Here is a 21,371-nt window from a genome sequence, read left to right as displayed (position 1 = left end):
AAACGCCCGGTTACATTCCGAACCCGGAAGCTAAGCCTTACAGCGCCGATGGTACTGCAGGGGGGACCCTGTGGGAGAGTAGGACGCCGCCGAACTCCTTTTATAGCTCCGGCTCTTGGGCATTCGCCCGAGAGCCGGAGCTTTTTTGTTTTCCGGCGGCGCCGGCACCCCTCCGCCTCGCTGTGTGAAGGCTGCGGGTAAGGTCAGGGGGCATCGTCGGCTCGTTTCCCACAGGAGGCCCCCGGGTGGAGGTCCAGGAGACCCGCGTCCAGACAGACCGGGTCCTCACCATCCCGAACATCCTCAGCATGGCGCGTCTCGTCGGTGTGCCCGTGTTCCTGTGGTTGATCCTCTGGCCGGAGTTCGGAGGCCCCAAGAGCGACGCCTGGGCCCTCCTGGTGCTCATGCTCAGCGGCATCAGCGACTACCTGGACGGAAAGCTCGCCAGGCGCTGGAACCAGATCAGCAGCCTCGGCCGGCTGCTCGACCCCGCGGCCGACCGCCTCTACATCCTGTCCACCCTGGTCGGCCTCACCTGGCGGGAGATTCTTCCGCTCTGGCTGACCGGCGTACTGCTGGCGCGCGAACTCGTCCTGCTGGTGATGGTGGGCATCCTCCGGCGGCACGGCTATCCGCCGCCCCAGGTGAACTTCCTGGGAAAGGCAGCCACCTTCAACCTGATGTACGCCTTCCCGTTGCTGCTGCTCAGCGACGCGAGCGGCTGGATCGCGTCACTCGGAGCTATTTTTGGATGGGCGTTCGCAGGGTGGGGTACAACCCTGTACTGGTGGGCAGGAGTCCTCTACGTGGTTCAGGTCCGCCGTCTTGTCACGGCGGACACCATGGCCGATTGAGCTCGCCCATCGGGGCGCTGTAGTGGCTCGTTGGCCCGCCGACGAAATGTGCGGGACAATTTGGACGGGTGAAGTCGGCTAGTCAGTCTCTTCAAGGAGGACGCTTCCGACATGAAGGCCGTCGTGATGGCCGGAGGCGAAGGCACACGCCTTCGCCCTATGACCTCGAGCATGCCCAAGCCGCTCCTGCCCGTGGCGAACCGCCCGATCATGGAGCACGTGCTGCGGCTGCTCAAAAGGCATGGGCTCAATGAGACCGTCGTTACCGTCCAGTTCCTGGCCTCGCTGGTCAAGAACTACTTCGGGGACGGCGAAGAGCTCGGTATGGAGCTCACCTATGCCAATGAGGAGAAGCCACTCGGTACCGCCGGGAGCGTCAAGAACGCCGAGGAAGCGCTCAAGGACGACACCTTCCTCGTCATCTCCGGCGATGCGCTGACCGACTTCGACCTCACCGACCTGATCAATTTCCACAAGGAAAAGGGTGGGCTGGTCACCGTCTGCCTGACCCGTGTGCCGAACCCGCTGGAGTTCGGCATCACCATCGTGGACGAGGAGGGCAAGGTCGAGCGCTTCCTGGAGAAGCCGACCTGGGGCCAAGTCTTCTCGGACACGGTGAACACCGGTATCTATGTGATGGAGCCCGAGGTCTTCGACTACGTCGAGGCCGACGTCTCCGTCGACTGGTCCGGTGACGTCTTTCCTCAGCTGATGAAGGAAGGCAAGCCCATCTACGGCTACGTCGCCGAGGGCTACTGGGAGGACGTCGGCACGCACGAGAGCTACGTCAAGGCCCAGGCCGACGTCCTGGAGCGCAAGGTCGACGTCGAGATCGACGGCTTCGAGATCTCCCCGGGCGTCTGGATCGCCGAGGGTGCCGAGGTGCACCCCGACGCCGTGCTCAGGGGACCGCTCTACATCGGCGACTACGCCAAGGTGGAGGCGGACGCCGAGATCCGTGAGCACACCGTCGTGGGCTCCAACGTCGTCGTCAAGAGCGGCGCCTTCCTGCACAGAGCCGTCGTGCACGACAACGTGTACATCGGGCAGCACAGCAATCTGCGCGGCTGCGTGGTCGGGAAGAACACCGACATCATGCGCGCCGCACGGATCGAGGACGGCGCCGTCATCGGTGACGAGTGCCTGGTGGGTGAAGAATCGATCATCCAGGGGAACGTACGCGTCTACCCCTTCAAGACCATCGAGGCCGGCGCCTTCGTCAACACGTCGGTGATCTGGGAGTCGCGCGGACAGGCGCATCTGTTCGGCGCCCGTGGCGTCTCCGGCATCCTCAACGTGGAGATCACCCCGGAGCTGGCCGTGCGCCTCGCGGGGGCGTACGCGACCACGCTGAAGAAGGGCTCCACCGTCACGACGGCACGTGACCACTCGCGTGGTGCGCGTGCCCTGAAGCGCGCGGTCATCTCGGCGCTGCAGGCCAGCGCCATCGACGTACGCGACCTGGAGAACGTGCCGCTGCCGGTGGCCCGGCAGCAGACGGCCCGAGGCAGTGCCGGCGGCATCATGATCAGGACGACCACCGGTGTACCGGACTCGGTCGACATCATGTTCTTCGACGGTGACGGCGCCGACCTCTCGCAGGCGAGCCAGCGCAAGCTGGACCGCGTGTTCGCACGTCAGGAGTACCGGCGTGCGTTCCCGGGCGAGATCGGTGACCTGCACTTCCCGGCGAGCGTCTACGACTCGTACACGGGCTCGCTGCTGCGCAATGTCGACACGACCGGGATCGCCGAGTCCGGCCTCAAGGTCGTCGTCGACGCCTCCAACGGCAGCGCCGGTCTCGTACTGCCCAGCCTGCTCGGCAAGCTCGGCGTCGACGCGCTCACCATCAACCCCGGTCTCGACGAGTCGCGGCCCACGGAGACGGCGGACGCGCGCCGCTCGGGTCTGGTGCGGCTCGGAGAGATCGTGGCGTCCGCGCGGGCCGCTTTCGGTGTGCGCTTCGACCCGGTTGGTGAGCGGCTGTCGCTCGTCGACGAGAAGGGGCGGATCGTCGAGGACGACCGGGCCCTGCTCGTGATGCTCGACCTGGTGGCCGCGGAGCGGCGCAGCGGGCGGGTGGCGCTGCCGGTGACCACCACCCGGATCGGCGAGCAGGTGGCGGCGTACCACGGGACCCAGGTCGAGTGGACGACGACGTCGCCCGACGACCTGACCCGCGTGGGGCGCGACGAGTCGACCATCTTCGGTGGCGACGGCCGCGGCGGCTTCATCATCCCGGAGTTCAGCAGTGTCTTCGACGGCACGGCGGCCTTCGTACGGCTCATCGGGCTGGTGGCGCGGACGCAGCTCACCCTGAGCCAGATCGACGCGCGGATCCCGCGGGCGCACGTGCTCAAGCGTGACCTGGCGACTCCGTGGGCGGTCAAGGGGCTCGTCATGCGGCGGGTCGTGGAGGCGGCCGGCGATCGCTTTGTCGACACGACCGACGGTGTGCGGGTCGTGGAGGCCGACGGCCGCTGGGTGATGGTCCTCCCGGACCCCGCGGAGGCCGTGACGCACCTGTGGGCCGAGGGCCCGGACGACGCGTCCGCCCAGGCCCTGCTCGACGAGTGGTCGGCGATCGTGGACAGCGCCGGCCGCTGAGCAAGCGGCGTGCCGGACAAGTGCCCCTCAAGGGTGCCTGTCCGGCACGCCGGTGGGGCCATTCGGAGGTAGCACCGGCGACGTGGCACGATGTGCGGCATGCCGCAGCAGCCCCCCGTTCGGAGCACCCCCACGCGACCTACGCGCCCGGACGCCTCCATGTCGCTGCTCACCAACGTCATGGACCACAGTCTCGACGACGGGTACGCCGAGGCGGCCGCGCGCAAGAAGTCCGAGGAAGCCGGCGGACTGCCGAAGACCCTCCGGGCGAAGCTGGGGCTCGCCGCCGGTCTGGTGCTGGCGGGGCTGGTGGTGACCGTGGGAGCGGCGCAGGCGCGCGTCGCGGCCCCCGTGGTCGCCAAGGAGCGCCAGGAGCTCATCGACCGCATCGAGAGCGAGACCAAGGCCGCGGACAAGCTGGAGAGCGCCGTCGACACCCTTCGGGACGACGTGAGCGCCCGGCAGCGCGAGGCGCTGAAGCAGGACGGGGGCGGGGACCAGGCCGATCTGGTGGGCATCCTGTCGGGTGCCACCGCGGTGCACGGTCCCGGTGTGAGGCTGGTCGTCGACGACGCCAAGGACGCCTCTTCGGGAGGCAACGGCGATCCGCGCGAGACCTCCGACTTCTCCGACACGGGACGCGTGCGCGACCGTGACATGCAGCGCGTCGTCAACGGACTCTGGCAGTCCGGCGCCGAGGCCGTGTCCATCAACGGACAGCGGCTGACGGCGCTGTCGGCGATCCGGGCCGCGGGTGACGCGATACTGGTCGACAACAAGCCGCTCGTGCCTCCGTACACGGTGCTCGCGGTGGGGGACGGCAAGCGGCTGAGCACCCGGTTCCAGAACAGCGCCGACGGTCAGTACCTGCACGCGCTGCGGGAGAACTTCGACATCCGGACCAGCATCTCCGTGGAGGATGACGTCCGGCTGCCCGCCGCACCGAGTGTGATCGTACGAACAGCAGAGTCGAGCACAGAGAAGGGCACATCGTGATCGCCGTACTGGGCCTCGTCGTGGGAGTCGTGGCTGGATTGTTGGTCCGGCCCGAGGTCCCGGCCGTCGTCGAGCCGTACCTTCCGATCGCCGTCGTGGCGGCGCTCGACGCCGTCTTCGGAGGCCTGCGCGCGATGCTGGACGGCATCTTCGACGACAAGGTCTTCGTGGTGTCGTTCCTGTCGAACGTCGTCGTCGCCGCGCTCATCGTGTTCCTGGGCGACAAGCTGGGCGTCGGCGCCCAGCTCTCCACGGGTGTGGTGGTCGTGCTCGGCATCCGGATCTTCTCCAACGCCGCGGCCATCCGTCGGCACGTCTTCCGGGCGTGAGACCGATGAGCGACGAGGACAAGACACCCAAGGGCTCCGAGACTCCGGCGAGTTCGGAGCACCGCCTGCGCAGGGAACTGCCCGAGGAGGTCCCGGCCGCGCCGCCGGCCTCCGGGCCGGAGCCGGCACCGGGTGAGCAGGAGAAAGGCGAGGGCGAGCCCTCGCTGACCGGCCGTCAGCGGCTGGCGAAGGGCCTGTGGCCGCCCCGGGTGACCCGCGCCCAACTGATCGTCGCGCTGCTGCTGTTCGGCCTCGGGTTCGGCCTGGCCGTCCAGGTGGCCTCGAACAGCGACAGCGGGAGCGCCCTGCGGGGTGCCCGCCAGGAGGATCTCGTACGCATCCTCGATGAACTCGACGACCGTACTCAGCGTCTTGAGGACGAGAAGCAGGGTCTCGAGGACCAGCGCACCGAGCTGCGGAACAGCTCGAACCAGGCCGAGGAGGCCCGCAAGCAGACGGTCGAGAAGGAGAAGCAACTCGGCATTCTGGCGGGCACGGTGGCGGCGCAGGGACCCGGGATCACGGTGACCATCGACGACACGAAGGGGACGGTCCAGGCGGACATGCTGCTCGACGCGATCCAGGAACTGCGCGCGGCCGGGGCCGAGGCGATCCAGGTCAACGGCGTCCGGGTGGTCGCCGACACCTATCTGACGGATTCCGGCGCCGGAGTGAGCGTCGACGGGAACAAGATCACCCAGCCCTATCGTTTCAAGGTCATCGGCAAGCCGCAGGATCTGGAGCCGGCGCTCAACATCCCCGGAGGTGTGGTGCAGACGCTGGAGAAGGAGCAGGCCACCGTCACGGTGGACCGTTCGACGAAGATCGTCGTGGACGCCTTGCGACCGGCGGAGCGGCCTGACTACGCTCGGTCGTCCTCCCCGTGAGGCGCGGGCGCATGGCGGCTGCCGGGCCAGGGCATGAGGTTGCGGGGGGTCGGCGCACCGAATGGGTGGTGCGTGGTGGAAACTGTCAGGTGGATACGGACGTTGTGAGGATGTCCGGGTCGACCGGTGTGTTCAATCAGGGTTCGTCCTGCCCCACGGGCGGGTCTGTTTCGGTCAAGGGGAATCGCCCGTGAAGTTGTTTGCGAAGTTGTTCGGCAAGAGCGCACGAGAGGGCAACGAGAACGCGACTGCCCGCCACCGTGCACCGCGCCCCGGGGACGCGGAGGGACAGGGCGACCGCCCGTTGTTCCGGGACCAGGTCGCTGGTCCGGGCGGTGACGTTCCCGGTGGTAAGGGCGCGCCGTCTGTTGACCCTGCCGCGTCCGGGCGCATAGGTTTCGGGGATCCGTCGACCTCGGGTGCGGGCGGAGGGTACACCTCCGGTCCGTACGCGTCCCAAGCCCCTGGAGGGCAGCCGCGGCAGGAGGATCCGTCCATGTCGGCCCTGGTATGCACGAGGTGCGGCAACCGCAACGCGGAGAACAGCCGTTTCTGCTCCAACTGCGGTGCGCCGCTGCGGGGCGGGGCGGTTCCGGAGCGTCCGTCGGAGACGACGTCCACGATCTCCATCTCCGGCCTTGAGGCCTACGACTCCGAGGTGACGGGCCAGACGCCGTCGCCGGCGCTCTCCCCGGAGGCGCAGGCGGCCGTCGACGCGCTGCCTCTCGGATCGGCGCTCCTGGTGGTGCGCCGTGGTCCCAACTCGGGCAGCCGCTTCCTGCTGGACGGTGAGCTGACCACGGCGGGACGTCATCCGCAGAGCGACATCTTCCTGGACGACGTGACGGTGTCGCGTCGCCACGTGGAGTTCCGCCGCGCCGCGGACGGCTCGTTCACGGTCGCCGACGTCGGCAGCCTGAACGGCACGTATGTCAACCGGGAGCGGATCGACCAGGTCGCCCTGTCGAACGGCGACGAGGTGCAGATCGGCAAGTACCGGCTGGTCTTCTACGCGAGCCAGCGGGGAGTCTGACCACCCGAACTCCGTCCGGGGGGACCCAGGGAAGGTCCATGCTTCAAACACCGAGCGGCGGTGCCGGCAGCGGCACCGCCGCCGCGGACAGTGGGCTGATGAGCATCGGCACGGTGCTCAGCGCGCTGCGCGACGAGTTCCCCGAAGTGACCATCTCCAAGATCAGGTTCCTGGAGGCCGAGGGCCTCATCGAGCCGCGGCGGACCCCTTCGGGGTACCGCAAGTTCAGCGCGCAGGACGTCGAGCGCCTCGGCCACGTCCTGCGGATGCAGCGCGACCACTACCTGCCGCTCAAGGTCATCCGGGAGCACCTGGACGCCCTGGAGCGGGGCGACGACGTGCGGCTGCCCACGCTGGGCCGCCAGCGCGACGTCGGGGACGGCGAGCGCCTGGGCGACCTCTTCGGGGAGCCGGAGGCGCCCACCGCGGCCCGTATCGGCCGCGACGAGCTGCTCGCCGCCGCCGAGATCGACGAGCGGGAGCTCGCCGAGTGGGAGTCGTACGGGCTCGTCACTCCACTGCCGGACGGGGGCTACGACGCCGAGGCGGTCACCGTGGCCGCGCTCGTGGTCGAGCTGGGCCGGTTCGGGATCGAGCCGCGCCACCTGCGCGCGATGAAGGCCGCCGCGGACCGTGAGGCCGGTCTCGTGGACCAGGTGGTGGCCCCGCTGCGGCGCCACCGCAACCCGCAGACCAGGGCCCATGCCGAGGCCCGTGCGAAGGAGCTGGCGGGGCTCACGGTCAAGCTGCACGCGGCTCTGGTGCAGACGGCGCTGGGTGTCCGGCTGCCCTGATCGAGGGTGTTCGCCGGTGGCGGATCGTCCACCCGTTCTGTGCCCGACTACCCAAACGTCCCGAGCACGGCCTAGGGTTGCTGTGTGAACGAGCTCGATGTCGTAGGTGTCCGGGTCGAAATGCCCTCCAACCAACCGATCGTGCTCCTGCGCGAAGTGGGAGGCGACCGCTACCTCCCCATCTGGATCGGCCCGGGGGAGGCGACGGCGATCGCCTTCGCCCAGCAGGGCATGGCCCCCGCACGACCGCTGACCCACGACCTGTTCAAGGACGTGCTGGAGGCCGTCGGCCAGGAGCTCACCGAAGTACGCATCACGGATCTGCGTGAGGGCGTCTTCTACGCCGAGCTGGTCTTCGCCAGCGGGGTCGAGGTGAGCGCGCGGCCGTCCGACGCCATAGCGCTCGCGCTGCGCACCGGAACGCCGATCTACGGCAGCGACGGGGTGCTCGACGACGCGGGGATCGCGATCCCGGACGAGCAGGAGGACGAGGTGGAGAAGTTCCGCGAGTTCCTCGACCAGATCTCGCCCGAGGACTTCGGGACCAACAGTCAGTGACGTCCCCGCCCGCCCGCGGTTCCGAGCGGCACATGCCGGAGGCCAGTGAGGCGTCTTACGGCCCGCGCGGAGAGCATTCGGCTAGCCTTTCCCCGCGGTGGGGCACGGGAAACCACTCCTAGGGTGATTATCACTCGGCGTGCCGAGTGTGGCGATCGTTGACGCACCCCTGGCGACTGCCTACCGTCGAGAAGGCAGTTCAAGGACGGAGGTCGGCGTGAGAAGCAGCGGCGACGGTACGGCTGGGGGTGCCCCCGGACGCAGTCTGGGGGAGAGCGGCCCGTACCCGCTTCACGGCAACGCGGCCGGCTCCGCTCCACAGCGGCCGACAGCGGTGCCGGACGAAGAGTCGGTGTCCGACGAGATCGGATACCGCGGTCCCACGGCGTGCGCGGCGGCGGGTATCACCTACCGCCAGCTGGACTACTGGGCGCGCACCGGCCTGGTGGAGCCCAGCGTGAGACCGGCCCACGGATCGGGGACGCAGCGCCTCTACAGCTTCCGCGACGTCGTGGTCCTGAAGATCGTCAAGCGGTTCCTCGACACGGGGGTGTCGCTGCAGAACATCCGCACCGCGGTCCAGCACCTGCGTGAGCGGGGATTCGCCGATCTCGAGCGGATGACGCTGATGAGCGACGGGGCGACGGTCTACGAGTGCTCCTCGCCCGACGAGGTCCACGCCCTGCTCCAGGGCGGCCAGGGGGTCTTCGGGATCGCCGTGGGGGTCGTCTGGCGGGACGTCGAGGGAGCGCTCTCACAGCTGCACGGGGAGCGGGTCGACACCGGCGAGACCCTGATCGGGCAGAACCCCACCGACGAGCTGGCCCGGCGCCGCAACCGCGCCGTCTGACCTCGTGGCGCCCACGTCTCACGTGCGGCGTCGCGGGGGTCCGCGGCCGGCAGGGCATTGTCAGTGGCGTAGGGCAGCATCGGACATGTGAGAACCGCGCCCACGATCCTGCATCTCGACATGGACGCCTTCTTCGCCTCGGCGGAGCAGGCCGCCAAGCCGAGCCTGCGCGGCAAGGCCGTGGTGGTGGGCGGGCTCGGGGTGCGCGGTGTGGTCGCCACCGCCTCCTACGAGGCGCGGGTGTTCGGGGTGCACTCGGCGATGCCCATGGCGCAGGCCCGCCGACTGGCGCCGAACGCCGCCTACCTCGTACCGCGCTTCCAGCTCTACCGCGACGTCAGTGAGCAGGTCATGGGGCTGCTGCGGGAGCTGTCGCCGCTCGTGGAGCCGCTGAGCCTGGACGAGGCGTTCGTCGACCTGGAGGCCGCAGGGACCGCCTGGGACGAGACCTCGGCGCGGCTGGTGGGCGCGAAGCTGCGCGCCGACATCCGGGCCGTCACGGGACTGACCGGGTCGGTGGGGCTCGCCGCCTCCAAGATGATCGCCAAGATCGCCTCCGAGCAGGCCAAGCCCGACGGGCTGGTGCTGATCGAGCCGGGGACCGAGCGCGCCCTGCTCGGGCCGATGTCGGTGCGGACGCTGCCCGGCGTGGGGCCCGCGACCGGCGACCATCTGCGGCGCGCCGGGATCACCACGGTCGAGGAGATCGCCGAGGCGGGCGAGGACGAGCTGGTGCGGCTCGTGGGCAAAGCACACGGACACGCCCTGTACGCGATGGCCCTGGCGCACGACGACCGGCCCGTGGTCGCCGAGCGCGAGACCAAGTCGGTGTCGGTCGAGGACACCTACGAAGTCGACATCCACGACCGGGTGCGGGTGTCCACGGAGGTGCAGCGGCTCGCCGACCGGTGCGTGGTGCGGCTGCGGAAGGCCGGGCGCTCGGGCCGGACGGTGGTGCTCAAGGTGCGGCGGTACGACTTCTCCACCCTGACCCGGTCCGAGACGCTGCGCGGGCCCACGGACGACCCTTCGGTGGTGCGCGAGGCCGCCGCCCGGCTGCTGGACTCGGTGGACACGACCGGCGGGGTCCGGCTGCTGGGCGTCGGCGTCACCGGGCTGGCCGACTACACCCAGGAGGACCTGTTCGCGCAGGCCCAGGCCGCCGCGGGCGAGCTGCTGGCGCAGGAGCAGGCCGAGGAGGAGGGCGTGCCGGAGGCCGTCACGGAGGCGGAGGCGCCGGCCGAGCGGCGCTGGCCGTCGGGGCACGACGTGCGGCACGCCGAGTACGGGCACGGCTGGGTCCAGGGGAGCGGCCTCGGCCGGGTGACCGTGCGGTTGGAGACGCCGTACTCGGGGCCCGGGCGCGTGCGCACGTTCCGGACCGACGATCCCGCGCTGGAGCCGGCGGACCCGCTGCCCCTGGTCGCGCCGGTGCCGGGGGCCGGCGGTGCCGCGGAGGGCGCGGGGACGGCGAGCGGGACAGCGGCGGTGACGGATGCGAGGGAGAGCGCCGAGGAGCGGGGCGTTCAGGCCGGTCCGGCCTCTTCCGAGCCGGCGAGCCGGCCGAAGTCGCGGTCCGGCGGGGCGGGCGACGCGAGATCGAGCCCGTAGTGGTGGTAGAGCTGGAGTTCCTGCTCCGGGGAGAGGTGGCGGCCGACACCGAAATCGGGCGCGTCCTTGATGAGGGCGCGGTCGAAGGGCACCCGGAGGGTCCCCTCCACGACCTCACTGGGCTCCAGCGGGACGAACGCGTCCCGGCTGAACAGGCCCGTCCGTATGGCAGCCCACTCGGGCGCTCCGGTGGCGTCGTCGAGATACACCTCGTCGACCGTGCCGATCTTGGTGCCCTTGCGGTCGAACGCCTTGCGGCCGATCAGGTTGCGCGGATCGATGTCGGTCTGCACGGTCCCTCCTCTTGGTCGCAAAACTCATCCGTAAGCACTACGAAAGAGCACATTCAGGAAGGCGGCCACTCGAAAGCCCGTGCGTTGTCCTCGCTGGTAGGCTGGCAGACGGCTGCTGACCCCGTGCGGGAGAGTCCTCCGGCGAGATCCGGAGGCGCCGAAGGAGCAAATCCTCCCCGGAATCTCTCAGGCACACGTACCGCACGGACGAGGTCACTCTGGAAAGCAGGGCGGGCGTCGTCGGCTCCCGCCCTCACCGACGGTGAAAGCCGGTCCGTCCGCTGCTGGACGGCCCGGTGAAGCTCTCAGGTTGAGATGACAGAGGGGGAGGCCGTCGGGGTACCCGCGTCGTGGTACCCCCCGAAGGTCGTGTCAGACCAGGAGGCCTCCGCAATGACCGCCCATCGCATTCCGCTCTCCGAGCTCGAACAGGGCATCCCGTTCGAGCAGCGCCACATCGGGCCCGACCACGAGGCCCAAGCCAAGATGCTCGCGCAGGTCGGATACGGCTCGCTCGACGAGCTCACGGCCGCCGCGGTCCCGGACGTCATCAAGAACGCCGACGCGCTGGACCTCCCCGGCGCGCGCACCGAGGCCGAGGTCCTGGCCGAGCTGCGCTCCCTCGCGGACCGCAACCAGGTGCTCGACTCCATGATCGGCCTCGGGTACTACGGCACCTTCACGCCGCCGGTGATCCTGCGCAACGTGATGGAGAACCCGGCCTGGTACACCGCGTACACGCCGTACCAGCCGGAGATCTCGCAGGGCCGCCTCGAGGCGCTGCTCAACTTCCAGACCGTGGTCGCGGAGCTGACCGGCCTGCCGACGTCCGGCGCCTCGCTGCTGGACGAGGGCACCGCCGCCGCCGAGGCGATGGCGCTGTCCCGGCGGATGGGCAAGAACAAGAAGGGCCTCTTCCTGGTCGACGCGGACGCCCTGCCGCAGACGATCGCGGTCATCCAGACCCGCGCCGAGCCGACCGGCGTCGAGGTCGTGGTCGCCGACCTGAGCGAGGGCCTCCCGGCCGACGTAGCCGGCCGCGAGATCAACGGCGTGCTGATCCAGTACCCGGGCGCCTCCGGCGCCGTACGCGACATCAAGCCTGTCATCGAGCAGGCGCACGAGCTCGGCGCCGTCGTCACGGTCGCCGCCGACCTGCTCGCCCTGACGCTGCTCACCGCGCCCGGCGACCTCGGCGCCGACATCGCCGTCGGCACCACCCAGCGCTTCGGTGTGCCGATGGGCTTCGGCGGGCCGCACGCCGGTTACATGGCCGTCCGCGAGTCGTTTGCGCGCAGCCTGCCCGGCCGGCTCGTGGGCGTCTCCGTGGACGCGGACGGGCACAAGGCGTACCGCCTGGCCCTGCAGACCCGTGAGCAGCACATCCGCCGGGAGAAGGCCACCAGCAACATCTGCACCGCGCAGGTGCTGCTCGCCGTCATGGCCGGCATGTACGCCGTCTACCACGGACCCGAGGGCCTGCGGACGATCGCCCGGCGCACGCACCGCTACGCCACCATCCTCGCCGCGGGCCTGGAGGCCGGCGGCGTCGAGGTCGTCCACGGCTCGTACTTCGACACGCTGACCGCGCGGGTCCCCGGCCGGGCCGCCGCCGTCGTGGCCGCCGCCCGCGAGGGCGGGGTCAACCTGCACCTCGTCGACGCCGACCACGTGTCGCTCGCCTGCGACGAGACCACCGGGCGCAAGCAGCTCGGCGCCGTGTGGACCGCCTTCGGCGTCGAGGGCGACATCGAGGCGCTGGACGCCTCGGCCGCCGACACGCTGCCCGAGTCGCTGCTGCGCACCGACGACTACCTGGCGCACCCGGTCTTCCACCAGTACCGCTCCGAGACCGCGATGCTGCGCTACCTGCGCCGGCTCTCGGACCGGGACTACGCGCTCGACCGCGGCATGATCCCGCTGGGCTCCTGCACGATGAAGCTCAACGCGACCACCGAGATGGAGCCGGTCACCTGGCCCGAGTTCGGGCAGATGCACCCCTTCGCGCCCGCCGAGCAGGCGCAGGGCTACCTGACGCTCATCCACGAGCTGGAGGAGCGGCTCGCCGAGGTCACGGGCTACGACAACGTGTCGTTGCAGCCCAACGCCGGTTCGCAGGGCGAGCTGGCGGGTCTGCTCGCGGTACGCGGATACCACCGGGCCAACGGCGACGAGCAGCGCACCGTCTGCCTCATCCCGTCCTCCGCCCACGGCACCAACGCGGCCAGCGCCGTGATGGCCGGCATGAAGGTCGTCGTCGTGAAGACCGCCGGGGACGGCGAGATCGACGTCGAGGACCTGCGGGCCAAGATCGAGCGGTACCGCGACGAGCTGTCGGTGCTGATGATCACGTACCCCTCCACGCACGGTGTGTTCGAGGAGCACGTGGCCGACATCTGCGCCCAGGTGCACGAGGCCGGAGGCCAGGTGTACGTCGACGGCGCCAACCTGAACGCGCTGGTCGGTCTCGCCAAGCCCGGTCACTTCGGCGGCGACGTCTCGCACCTGAACCTGCACAAGACGTTCTGCATCCCGCACGGCGGCGGCGGCCCGGGCGTCGGCCCGGTCGGCGTGCGCGCCCACCTCGCCCCGTACCTGCCGAACCACCCGCTGCAGCCCGCGGCCGGCCCGGAGACGGGCGTGGGCCCGATCTCGGCCGCGCCCTGGGGCTCCGCCGGAATCCTGCCGATCTCCTGGGCGTACGTCCGGCTCATGGGCGGCGAGGGCCTCAAGCGGGCCACGCAGGTCGCGGTGCTGTCCGCGAACTACATCGCCAAGCGCTTGGAGCCGCACTACCCGGTGCTCTACACCGGTCCGGGTGGCCTCGTCGCGCACGAGTGCATCATCGACCTGCGCCCGCTGACCAAGGCGACCGGCGTCAGCGTGGACGACATCGCCAAGCGGCTCATCGACTACGGCTTCCACGCGCCGACCATGTCGTTCCCCGTCGCGGGGACGCTGATGATCGAGCCGACCGAGTCCGAGGACCTGGTGGAGCTGGACCGGTTCTGCGAGGCGATGATCGCGATCCGTGCCGAGATCGAGAAGGTCGGCTCGGGCGAGTGGCCGGCGGAGGACAACCCGCTGCGCGGGGCTCCGCACACGGCCGCGGCGCTGGGCGGCGACTGGGAGCACGCGTACAGCCGTGCCGAGGCCGTCTTCCCGGCCGGTGTCTCGGCCGCGGACAAGTACTGGCCGCCGGTGCGCCGCATCGACCAGGCGTACGGCGACCGCAACCTCGTCTGCTCCTGCCCGCCGCTGGACGCTTACGAGGAGTAGTCACCGCGGGACATACGTCGGGGCCGGTTCGGAGAGTGCGTCTCCGGGCCGGCCCCTCTTGTGCATGGGCGGCTGTCGCAGCCGTCCGATGGTGCGGCTCAGGCGGCCGTCATCACCTGTCCCGTGCCCATGGGGCGGTGCGGAGCGATGATCTGGCCGTCGGGCAGGAGCTCACCGGTGTCCTCGAAGAGGACGACGCCGTTGCACAGCAGGCTCCATCCCTGCTCCGGGTGGTGCGCCACATGAAGGGCGGCCTCCCGGTCGGCGGAGTCGGCTGTCGGGCACGGTGGCTGGTGCTGGCACATGGATGGAGTCTTTCGCTGGGTCGTGACGTGTGAGCTGGCTGTCGGAACTGTCTTGCGGCTCGGAACGTCGTTCATGGCCGCCCCCCGTTTGATAAGTCGGTCTGGAACCAGTGTTGCCCTACGGGCGTCAATCCGCAGGGATTTGGCAGCAGCACTTCTCACAGGTTGATGACGCATCACCCGTGCGGGCGGTTCATCCCAACTGCACTGTCTCTTCGGGTGGTTCGGGGTGGCCCGATGGGGCTAGTCCGGACGGGGCGGAGGGGCTCGCCACTCGTACGAGCGCCAGGTGGCACGGGAGAGCGACGTGCCCCGCAGCCGGTCGACGACTGCGGGGCACGGGCCTGGAACGGAGAGCCGGCCGCCGGGGTGTGTCCCTGTCCTCCTAGGCGGGCGAGCCGAGCAGGGGAGCGGGCGTCACCCGGTGGGTGAGCACGGGCAGCAGCTCGGCGACGCGGTGCGGGCGATGGGCCGCGATACCGGGCGGCGCGGGCGCGAGCGGCACCAGGAGATCGGTGGCGGCGGGGTGGCCGTCGGCGCCGTCGGCGGTGCAGTCGCCGTGCAGCCAGAGCGTGAGCATGTACAGCTCGGGCACGGACAGCAGCCGCGGCTGGTAGGGGATCTGCATGTTCTCCGCCTGGCGCAGGGCACGCTCGGTGGCGGTGACGTACGGGCCCTCGAAGAAGTGGGAGAAGGCCCAGCCGTCGGGGGTCAGCATCGTCTCGGCGGCGGCCACCGCGCGCTCGCCGCTGCGGATCAGGAAGCGCCATCCGGCGAGCCGGGTGGCGGAGGCGCCGGCGGGCGTGATCCGGTCGAGGACGTACACGGGCAGGGGGAGTTCGGGTGTCACGGGTCCCTGGGCGTTGCGCAGGGACGGGGTTCGCGCCTCGCGGACAGCGGTGGGGGAACCGAGTGCCGTGAGGACAGAGCGCAGGGCGGGCGCGGGAGCCGGGGGGACATGCAGCGGCATGGTGGGTCGCCTCTCATTCGACAGGCACGGTGGCGCGAGGGCGGGGGCGGACGACACTGTCAGCTCTCGGGGTCAGAGGGGCGGATGCAATGACGGCGAGCGCCAACTCTCTGCCTCGTTTGCGGAGTTTATACGACACGTGTTCACACAATGTTTCGTCTAGCTGTTCCGCTGATGAAGAACAAGGACCTATTCGGTCGTCGAAAGGTGGCGTTCCTCCCCTTTTCGCGCGGGGTGCGCGGAGCTGACCTCGATTTACCGTGCCGAAGCGGTCGGCCGATTCTCGTCGGCGTTTTTCACGAGCGCGCAAAGGAGTGAAACTGCGCGCGGCACCATGCCTGGTGAATGTGCCGGGGGGTACTCGTCGTCCAGGGTAGCGGGCCCGGCGCCCGCCCGGGACGTTATGGATCGCGTTGCCGGGGCATCATCCACCGTGACCGTGAACCAGAGCGGCCGGAGCATCGGCCTACCCATCCAAGGAGGGAAACTTCGATGGGAGAGAAGGTCGTGGCGGGGTCGTTCGACCTGTCTGATCGGCAGCGCTACCGCAGCAAGCTCCAGGAGTGTCTGGCGGGGCTCGAGAGGCTGCTGGAGGAACAGCGCTTCGAGCGTCCGCGGAATCTGATGGGCCTGGAGATCGAGCTGAATCTGGCGGGGCCGGACGGCACGCCGCGCATGATGAATGCGCAAGTACTCGATCGGATAGCGAGCCGGGATTTCCAAACAGAACTCGCCATGTTCAATCTTGAAGTGAACATCGCTCCACACCGATTGGGCGGGCGGGTATTCGACCAGCTCTCGGAGGAGCTGAGCACGTCCCTCGCCTATGCGCACCGCAAAGCGAAGGAGGTCGACGCCGGAATCGTGATGATCGGCATTCTGCCGACTCTCGGCCGTGACGACCTGGTCTCCTCGAACCTGTCGGACGTCGACCGCTACACCCTGCTGAACGACCAGATCGTGGCGGCCCGCGGTGAGGACTTCGCGCTCGACATCGACGGGGTGGAGCGCCTGGTCTGCACGTCCCGGTCCATCGCCCCGGAGGCCGCCTGCACCTCCGTGCAGCTGCACCTCCAGGTCACCCCGGCGCGGTTCGCCGACGTGTGGAACGCCGCCCAGGCGATCGCCGCCGCGCAGATCGCCGTCGGGGCCAACTCGCCCTTCCTGTTCGGGCACGAGCTGTGGCGCGAATCGCGGCCGCCGCTGTTCCTGCAGTCCACGGACACCCGGCCGCCGGAGCTCCAGGCCCAGGGCGTACGGCCGAGGACCTGGTTCGGGGAGCGGTGGATCACGTCCGCCTACGACCTCTTCGAGGAGAACCTGCGCTACTTCCCGGCGCTGCTGCCCATCTGTGACGACGAGGACCCGCTGAAGGTGCTCGACGGCGGTGGCGTCCCCAAGCTGTCCGAGCTCGTGCTGCACAACGGCACGGTCTACCGCTGGAACCGGCCGGTGTACGACATCGCCGACGGGGTGCCGCATCTGCGGGTCGAGAACCGGGTGCTGCCCGCCGGGCCCACCGTCACCGACGTCATGGCCAACACCGCCTTCTACTACGGGCTCGTCCGGGCACTGGCCGACGAGACGAAGCCGGTGTGGACGCGGATGCCGTTCGAGGCGGCGGCCGCGAACTTCGAGGCCGCGTGCCGCGACGGTATCGACGCGCGCCTCCAGTGGCCGGGCAGGGGCCGCTCGGGCGGGACCGCGGAAGTCGACGCCGTGGACCTGGTGCGCGACGAGCTGCTGCCGCTGGCGGCGGCAGGCCTTGACGCGTGGGGTGTGGAGCCCGTCGACCGGGACTTCTACCTGGGCGTGATCGAGGAGCGGTGCCGGCTCCGGGTCAACGGCGCGAGTTGGCAGGCGGCCACCTTCCACCAGGCGCTGGAGAAGGGGCTCGGGCGCGATGCCGCGCTGGCCGCCACCACCAAGCGGTACTCCGAGCTGATGCACGCCGGGGAGCCGGTGCACACGTGGCCGGTGGGGCTGCCGGAGCCGGTACCGCTGGGCTGAGCGGCGCCGGGTGCGCCGACGCCTCCGCGAGCTCGTCTCCGGCGGCGCGGCGCACCCGGACGGGCCGGATCAGCTCCGGCTGCCCGCGGCGACGATGGCCTCCAGGATCACCGCGTGGATGCGGGAGGGTTCGCTGACCTTGTGGGCCGAGCCGCCGGTCGCCGCCGCGATGCGCTCCGCCTCCTCCTCGTCCGCCTCCGGGCCGACGGCGATCGCGATCAGCGGGACCGGACGGTCGGGGTCGGCGAGCTTCTCCAGCTCCTCGACCAGGCGGGAGCGCGAGATGCTGCCGGGATCCTGGTTCACCCCGTCGGTCAGGACCACCAGGGCGTTGAACTTCCCCCGGGCGTACGACCCGGTGGCGGCCCGGTAGGCGGCCAGTGTCGTGTCGTACAGGCCGGTCGCGCCGCCGGGCACCGGCCTCAGACCGCTGAACGCCTTCGCCAGTGCGCCGCGCTGCGTGCCGTGGCCGACCCGGTCGCCGAGTCGTTTCGTCGGCACCACGACGCGGTAGTCGCGGTTCCCGTCGAGCTTCGCGGCGAACGTCCACAGACCGACCTCGTCCTCGGCGGTGAACGTGGCGAGGGCCTGCGACAGGGATGCCTTCGTGACGTCCATGCGGGACCGGGTGGTGCCGGGCACCCTCTCCGTCATGGACGCGGAGGTGTCCACGACCGCGGTGACGCGGGCGCTCTGCACGGTGACCGTCCACATGCCGAGGGCCTTCTGGAGAGCCCGGGCCGACGCGGGTTCGGGCGCGGACTCGGCGTACGGCTGCGGGAAGCGGCCGCCCGCGGCCGTGACCAGGGCGGCCGGGGCGGTGTCCGCCTCCGGGCGGAAGCCGTGCCGCAGCAGGATCCTGCGCCCTTCGGGCTGGCCCATGAACGTCATGAACCGCAGGGCGGCGCGGCTCTCGTCCGTGGTCAGCCGCGCCTCGTCGACCAGGGTGAACGGATAGTCCAGGCGCGGGGAACCGTCCTCCGGGTAGAACAGGTCGAGTCCGGCGCCGTCCTCCACCGCGGAGTTGTGGGCGAACGCGGCCTGCTCCGAGAGGACCAGCGCCTGATTGGGGTTCGCCTCGCCCCGCCCGGTGCCACCGGACAGGGTGGCGAGGACCTGGCCGTCGCCGTCCGCCGTGCGCCGCGACAGGCCCTTGACCAGCGCCGCCACCCCGGTGTCGCCGCCCTTGCCGCCCGACGCCGTCGCGCTGAGCCGGGTGAGGGCGAGCAGGCCGGTCGCACTGCGCGCGGGGTCGGCCGCTCCGAGCCCGGGACCGTCGCCGCGCAGGCCCGCGCCCGCCAGCTCGGTCCACGTGTACGTCCTGTCGGGCCACCCCAGCGACCTGGCGGCGGACGGGACCATGGCCACGCCGACCGGTGAGGAGGCCACCGCGCCCGCCCGGGTCACCCCGGTCGCCCGGTCGGCCCCGGTGACGCGCTGCACCCACAGGTCCGAGTCCGGCACCCACACCTGGACACCGGCTCCGCGGCCCGACCTGAGCGTGTCCGCGACCTCGTGGGCCTCCCGGGCCGTCACGGCGATGTCCAGGCAGTGCCCGTCGGAGGTGACGTGTGAGGCGCGGGCGTGCTCGGCCGCGGCCTTCAGGGCCGGGGCGATGTCCGGGGAGGCGGCGACCCGGAGACGGACGGCGTCGTCCTGGCAGGAGGAACCGAAGGAGAACAGACCACCGCCGACCGCCGCGGCGGTGCCCGCCGCCACGGTGAGCACCAGGACGGCCGCGAGCGCCACATTGCGGCGCCGGGCGCGAAGCCGGGGGTCGGCGGAACCCGCTCCGTACCCGTCGGGCAAGCTGTGACGTCCCATGGCGGTGCGATCCTCCCTGCTGGGCCCCGAGCCGTGATCAGCTGTTCGGCAGGACACAGGGAGGTACGCCTCGACGGTGCCCGTCCCCCCGACGGCCTGTCGCGCACGATCTTCGCAACTTCTTTCGAGACCCTAGCGGGGCGAAGATGGGGACGAGACGGGATTACCCAACTGGAGGCGGGAGTGCAGGTGGAGGCGGGGCCGGCAGCCGGATCCTTTCCCGAGGAGCGGCTTTCACGAAGGATTTTCCGGGACGAGACCCTGCTGGTCCTCGGGCTGTCGCTCGGTGCGAGCGGGGTGTCCGCACTGATCAGCTTCGTCGGATCGGTCACCAAGCCGGGCGGTCTCAAGGACCAGGCGGCCACCCTGAACGCCTCGGCCGCGCCGGGACGTCCGTGGCTCGACCTGGCCTGGCAGCTGTTCGGCATCGCGTCGGCGCTGGTCCCGGTCGCGCTGGTGGCGCACCTGCTGCTGCGGGAGGGGCAGGGGCTGCGCACGCTCGGCTTCGACCGTACGCGGCCCTGGCCGGACCTCGGGCGCGGGGCCGCGGTCGCGGCGGTGATCGGCAGTACCGGCATCGCGTTCTATCTGGCGGCGCGCGGCCTCGGCTTCAACCTCACGGTGGTGCCCGAGGCGCTGCCCGACGTGTGGTGGAAGTACCCGGTGCTGATCCTCTCCGCCCTGCAGAACGCGATCCTCGAAGAGGTCATCGTCGTCGGCTATCTGCTGCGCCGTCTCGGGCAGTTGGGGTGGACGCCGGGCACGGCGCTCGTCGCGAGCGCGGTGCTGCGCGGGTCGTACCACCTCTACCAGGGCATCGGCGGGTTCCTCGGCAACCTCGCGATGGGCCTGGTCTTCGTCTGGCTCTACCGGCGCTGGGGCCGGGTCGGGCCGCTGGTGGTGGCCCATTCCCTGCTCGACATCGGGGCGTTCGTGGGTTACGCGCTGCTGGCCGGCAAGGTGGGCTGGCTGCCGACGGCTTGAGCGGGGTCCGGGGTCCGAGGAGCCGTGGGTGTGCGGCGGCGCGGGCCCGGGGCCGTACGAGTGGGGCGTACCAAGTGCGGTACGCCCCTTTTCTCTGCCCGGGTGCTGCCGACGTCAGGTGAGCAGTTCGCCGTCGATGACCGTGACGGCGTGGCCGCTGAGCAGGGTGCGGTCGCCGCGCAGTCGCGTGCGGACGCGTCCTGAGCGCGCTGAGGCCTGGAGGCCGGTCAGGTCGGCCCTGCCGAGGCGCTCCGACCAGAACGGGGCGAGGGCCGTGTGGGCGCTGCCGGTGACCGGGTCCTCGTCGATGCCGACGTTCGGGAAGAAGCAGCGGGAGACGAAGTCGTGGTCCGCCGCGGGGTCTTCGGCGCGGGCGGTGGCGATGATGCCGCGCTCGGAGAACCGCGCGAGGGCCCGTAGGTCGGGGGCGAGGCCGAGGACGGTCTTCTCGTCGGCCAGCTCGATCAGCAGGTCGCCGATGTTCGGCCCGGTGTCGAAGGCGCTGAGGGGCTGGGCGCCCAGGGCTTCGGCGACGCCGTCCGGGATCTCGGCCGCCGTGAGCGGGGCGGTCGGGAAGTCGAGGGTGAACGAACCGTCGTCCTGGGGCGTCGCGATGAGCACACCGCTGCGGGTCGCGAACCGGACCGGACCCGTGTGGGCGCCCGTGCTGTGCAGGACGTGCGCGGCGGCCAGCGTGGCGTGACCGCACAGCGCGACCTCGGTGACGGGCGTGAACCAGCGCAGGGCCCAGTCCGCCTCGCCGCCATCGGGCAGCCGGTGGGTGAACGCCGTCTCGGCGTGGTTGACCTCGCGGGCGACGTCCTGGAGCCAGGCGTCGTCCGGGAAGGCGTCGAGGAGCAGGACCCCGGCCGGGTTGCCGGCGAAGGGGCGGTCGGTGAAGGCGTCGACGATTCGAATCCGCATGGGCGTGACGCTAGTCGGCGCCCGGAGCCGTGGGCCAAGGCCAATTCGGGAGTGGCGGCCCCGTTTCGGGCCGATGGGTCGGGACCTGCGTGTTGCGGGGTGCCGGGCGTTGCCTGCTCTGCCCCGGGCCCCTCCTTTTTCGGGACGGCTCCCCGTCCGACGTAACTGACCTGCGGGCAGGCGGCCGGGCTCGGCACCTTGTGACCGCCCGGCGTGGCAGAGGGTTGTCTTCCGAACTGTTCCGATATATCGTTGACGCATCG

18 protein-coding genes, 1 rRNA gene and 1 riboswitch are annotated in these 21,371 nt (G+C 70.6%); of the genes, 14 read left to right on the top strand and 5 right to left on the bottom strand.

The window, feature by feature from the left end; genetic code table 11:
• The 11 genes from rrf to ACFYQQ_RS37800 form a co-directional block, all read left to right on the top strand.
• A 5S ribosomal RNA gene (gene rrf / locus ACFYQQ_RS37850) occupies nt 1-95 on the top strand; the annotation flags it as partial.
• Between the two features lie 150 nt (nt 96-245).
• Entirely contained in the window at nt 246-854 is a 609-nt protein-coding gene (locus tag ACFYQQ_RS37845) for a CDP-alcohol phosphatidyltransferase family protein (RefSeq protein ID WP_356171368.1), read from the top strand.
• Between the two features lie 111 nt (nt 855-965).
• The gene (locus ACFYQQ_RS37840; RefSeq protein WP_355785662.1) at nt 966-3,461 is read left to right on the top strand and encodes a mannose-1-phosphate guanyltransferase; all 2,496 of its coding nucleotides are present in this window, start codon (nt 966-968) and stop codon (nt 3,459-3,461) included.
• A gap of 99 nt (nt 3,462-3,560) precedes the next feature.
• Nucleotides 3,561-4,457, top strand: a complete 897-nt coding sequence (locus ACFYQQ_RS37835; RefSeq protein ID WP_355785665.1) for a DUF881 domain-containing protein — start codon at nt 3,561-3,563, stop codon at nt 4,455-4,457.
• A complete protein-coding gene (locus ACFYQQ_RS37830) occupies nt 4,454-4,786 on the top strand; it encodes a small basic family protein (protein ID WP_003988855.1) in 333 nt (110 codons plus the stop codon). The genes ACFYQQ_RS37835 and ACFYQQ_RS37830 overlap by 4 nt, the downstream gene beginning before the upstream one ends.
• A 5-nt stretch (nt 4,787-4,791) precedes the next feature.
• Nucleotides 4,792-5,673: a DUF881 domain-containing protein gene (locus ACFYQQ_RS37825; RefSeq protein WP_355794218.1), complete on the top strand. Its 882-nt coding sequence runs from the start codon at nt 4,792-4,794 to the stop codon at nt 5,671-5,673.
• Nucleotides 5,674-5,734: 61 nt separating this feature from the next.
• Nucleotides 5,735-6,706 carry an FHA domain-containing protein gene (locus tag ACFYQQ_RS37820; protein ID WP_355794217.1) on the top strand — a complete coding sequence of 324 codons (972 nt, stop codon included), beginning with the start codon at nt 5,735-5,737 and terminating at the stop codon, nt 6,704-6,706.
• 38 nt (nt 6,707-6,744) lie between these two features.
• A complete protein-coding gene (locus tag ACFYQQ_RS37815; protein WP_356171360.1) occupies nt 6,745-7,500 on the top strand; it encodes a MerR family transcriptional regulator in 756 nt (251 codons plus the stop codon).
• 84 nt (nt 7,501-7,584) lie between these two features.
• Nucleotides 7,585-8,058, top strand: a complete 474-nt coding sequence (locus ACFYQQ_RS37810; RefSeq protein WP_006123076.1) for a bifunctional nuclease family protein — start codon at nt 7,585-7,587, stop codon at nt 8,056-8,058.
• Nucleotides 8,059-8,275: 217 nt separating this feature from the next.
• Nucleotides 8,276-8,908, top strand: a complete 633-nt coding sequence (locus ACFYQQ_RS37805) for a MerR family transcriptional regulator (protein ID WP_355789455.1) — start codon at nt 8,276-8,278, stop codon at nt 8,906-8,908.
• A gap of 87 nt (nt 8,909-8,995) precedes the next feature.
• The gene (locus ACFYQQ_RS37800) at nt 8,996-10,519 is read left to right on the top strand and encodes a DNA polymerase IV (RefSeq protein WP_355789452.1); all 1,524 of its coding nucleotides are present in this window, start codon (nt 8,996-8,998) and stop codon (nt 10,517-10,519) included.
• Here ACFYQQ_RS37800 and ACFYQQ_RS37795 read toward each other — a convergent pair.
• On the bottom strand, nt 10,435-10,812 hold the full coding sequence (locus tag ACFYQQ_RS37795) for a PRC-barrel domain-containing protein (protein ID WP_355789449.1): 378 nt from the start codon (nt 10,810-10,812) through the stop codon (nt 10,435-10,437). The genes ACFYQQ_RS37800 and ACFYQQ_RS37795 overlap by 85 nt on opposite strands.
• A 116-nt stretch (nt 10,813-10,928) precedes the next feature.
• A riboswitch (glycine riboswitch) is annotated at nt 10,929-11,024 on the top strand.
• 181 nt (nt 11,025-11,205) lie between these two features.
• Here ACFYQQ_RS37795 and gcvP point away from each other — a divergent pair.
• Nucleotides 11,206-14,091 (top strand): aminomethyl-transferring glycine dehydrogenase, encoded by a 2,886-nt coding sequence (gcvP, locus tag ACFYQQ_RS37790; RefSeq protein WP_356171350.1) that lies wholly within the window; start codon nt 11,206-11,208, stop codon nt 14,089-14,091.
• A 98-nt stretch (nt 14,092-14,189) separates the two neighbouring features.
• Here the strand turns inward: gcvP and ACFYQQ_RS37785 are convergent, their stop codons facing one another.
• Nucleotides 14,190-14,396, bottom strand: a complete 207-nt coding sequence (locus ACFYQQ_RS37785; protein WP_355788441.1) for a DUF5999 family protein — start codon at nt 14,394-14,396, stop codon at nt 14,190-14,192.
• Nucleotides 14,397-14,781: 385 nt separating this feature from the next.
• Nucleotides 14,782-15,366 carry a hypothetical protein gene (locus ACFYQQ_RS37780; protein WP_355788444.1) on the bottom strand — a complete coding sequence of 195 codons (585 nt, stop codon included), beginning with the start codon at nt 15,364-15,366 and terminating at the stop codon, nt 14,782-14,784.
• A gap of 492 nt (nt 15,367-15,858) precedes the next feature.
• Between ACFYQQ_RS37780 and ACFYQQ_RS37775 the strand changes: the two genes are divergently transcribed.
• On the top strand, nt 15,859-17,376 hold the full coding sequence (locus ACFYQQ_RS37775) for a glutamate--cysteine ligase (RefSeq protein ID WP_356171344.1): 1,518 nt from the start codon (nt 15,859-15,861) through the stop codon (nt 17,374-17,376).
• A gap of 69 nt (nt 17,377-17,445) precedes the next feature.
• On the opposite strand, the gene ACFYQQ_RS37770 is transcribed toward ACFYQQ_RS37775, so the two are convergent.
• Nucleotides 17,446-19,200, bottom strand: coding sequence for a substrate-binding and VWA domain-containing protein (locus ACFYQQ_RS37770; RefSeq protein WP_388907040.1), 1,755 nt, complete (start codon nt 19,198-19,200; stop codon nt 17,446-17,448).
• Nucleotides 19,201-19,383: 183 nt separating this feature from the next.
• On the opposite strand from ACFYQQ_RS37770, the gene ACFYQQ_RS37765 reads away from it, so the two are divergent.
• The gene (locus tag ACFYQQ_RS37765) at nt 19,384-20,184 is read left to right on the top strand and encodes a type II CAAX endopeptidase family protein (RefSeq protein ID WP_355795191.1); all 801 of its coding nucleotides are present in this window, start codon (nt 19,384-19,386) and stop codon (nt 20,182-20,184) included.
• 114 nt (nt 20,185-20,298) lie between these two features.
• Here ACFYQQ_RS37765 and ACFYQQ_RS37760 read toward each other — a convergent pair whose 3' ends face one another.
• Nucleotides 20,299-21,108: a PhzF family phenazine biosynthesis protein gene (locus tag ACFYQQ_RS37760; RefSeq protein WP_356171339.1), complete on the bottom strand. Its 810-nt coding sequence runs from the start codon at nt 21,106-21,108 to the stop codon at nt 20,299-20,301.
• Between the last annotated feature and the right edge of the window lie 263 nt (nt 21,109-21,371).

Origin of the sequence: Streptomyces sp. NPDC005496, from assembly GCF_042872045.1 — a bacterium.
Classification (GTDB): Bacteria; Actinomycetota; Actinomycetes; order Streptomycetales; family Streptomycetaceae; genus Streptomyces.
Note: the sequence above shows the minus strand (reverse complement) of the source record. Positions and strands in the feature narration are given on the sequence as shown.

Excerpts from the sequence above, each read along its gene's own strand:
- ACFYQQ_RS37840 (WP_355785662.1), top strand. The coding sequence starts at position 966 with ATGAAGGCCGTCGTGATGGCCGGAGGCGAAGGCACACGCCTTCGCCCT.
- ACFYQQ_RS37835 (WP_355785665.1), top strand. The coding sequence starts at position 3,561 with ATGCCGCAGCAGCCCCCCGTTCGGAGCACCCCCACGCGACCTACGCGC.
- ACFYQQ_RS37825 (WP_355794218.1), top strand. The coding sequence starts at position 4,792 with ATGAGCGACGAGGACAAGACACCCAAGGGCTCCGAGACTCCGGCGAGT.
- ACFYQQ_RS37820 (WP_355794217.1), top strand. The coding sequence starts at position 5,735 with ATGGGTGGTGCGTGGTGGAAACTGTCAGGTGGATACGGACGTTGTGAG.
- ACFYQQ_RS37815 (WP_356171360.1), top strand. The coding sequence starts at position 6,745 with ATGCTTCAAACACCGAGCGGCGGTGCCGGCAGCGGCACCGCCGCCGCG.
- gcvP (WP_356171350.1), top strand. The coding sequence starts at position 11,206 with ATGACCGCCCATCGCATTCCGCTCTCCGAGCTCGAACAGGGCATCCCG.
- ACFYQQ_RS37785 (WP_355788441.1), bottom strand. The coding sequence starts at position 14,396 with ATGTGCCAGCACCAGCCACCGTGCCCGACAGCCGACTCCGCCGACCGG.
- ACFYQQ_RS37780 (WP_355788444.1), bottom strand. The coding sequence starts at position 15,366 with ATGCCGCTGCATGTCCCCCCGGCTCCCGCGCCCGCCCTGCGCTCTGTC.
- ACFYQQ_RS37775 (WP_356171344.1), top strand. The coding sequence starts at position 15,859 with ATGGGAGAGAAGGTCGTGGCGGGGTCGTTCGACCTGTCTGATCGGCAG.
- ACFYQQ_RS37770 (WP_388907040.1), bottom strand. The coding sequence starts at position 19,200 with ATGGGACGTCACAGCTTGCCCGACGGGTACGGAGCGGGTTCCGCCGAC.
- ACFYQQ_RS37760 (WP_356171339.1), bottom strand. The coding sequence starts at position 21,108 with ATGCGGATTCGAATCGTCGACGCCTTCACCGACCGCCCCTTCGCCGGC.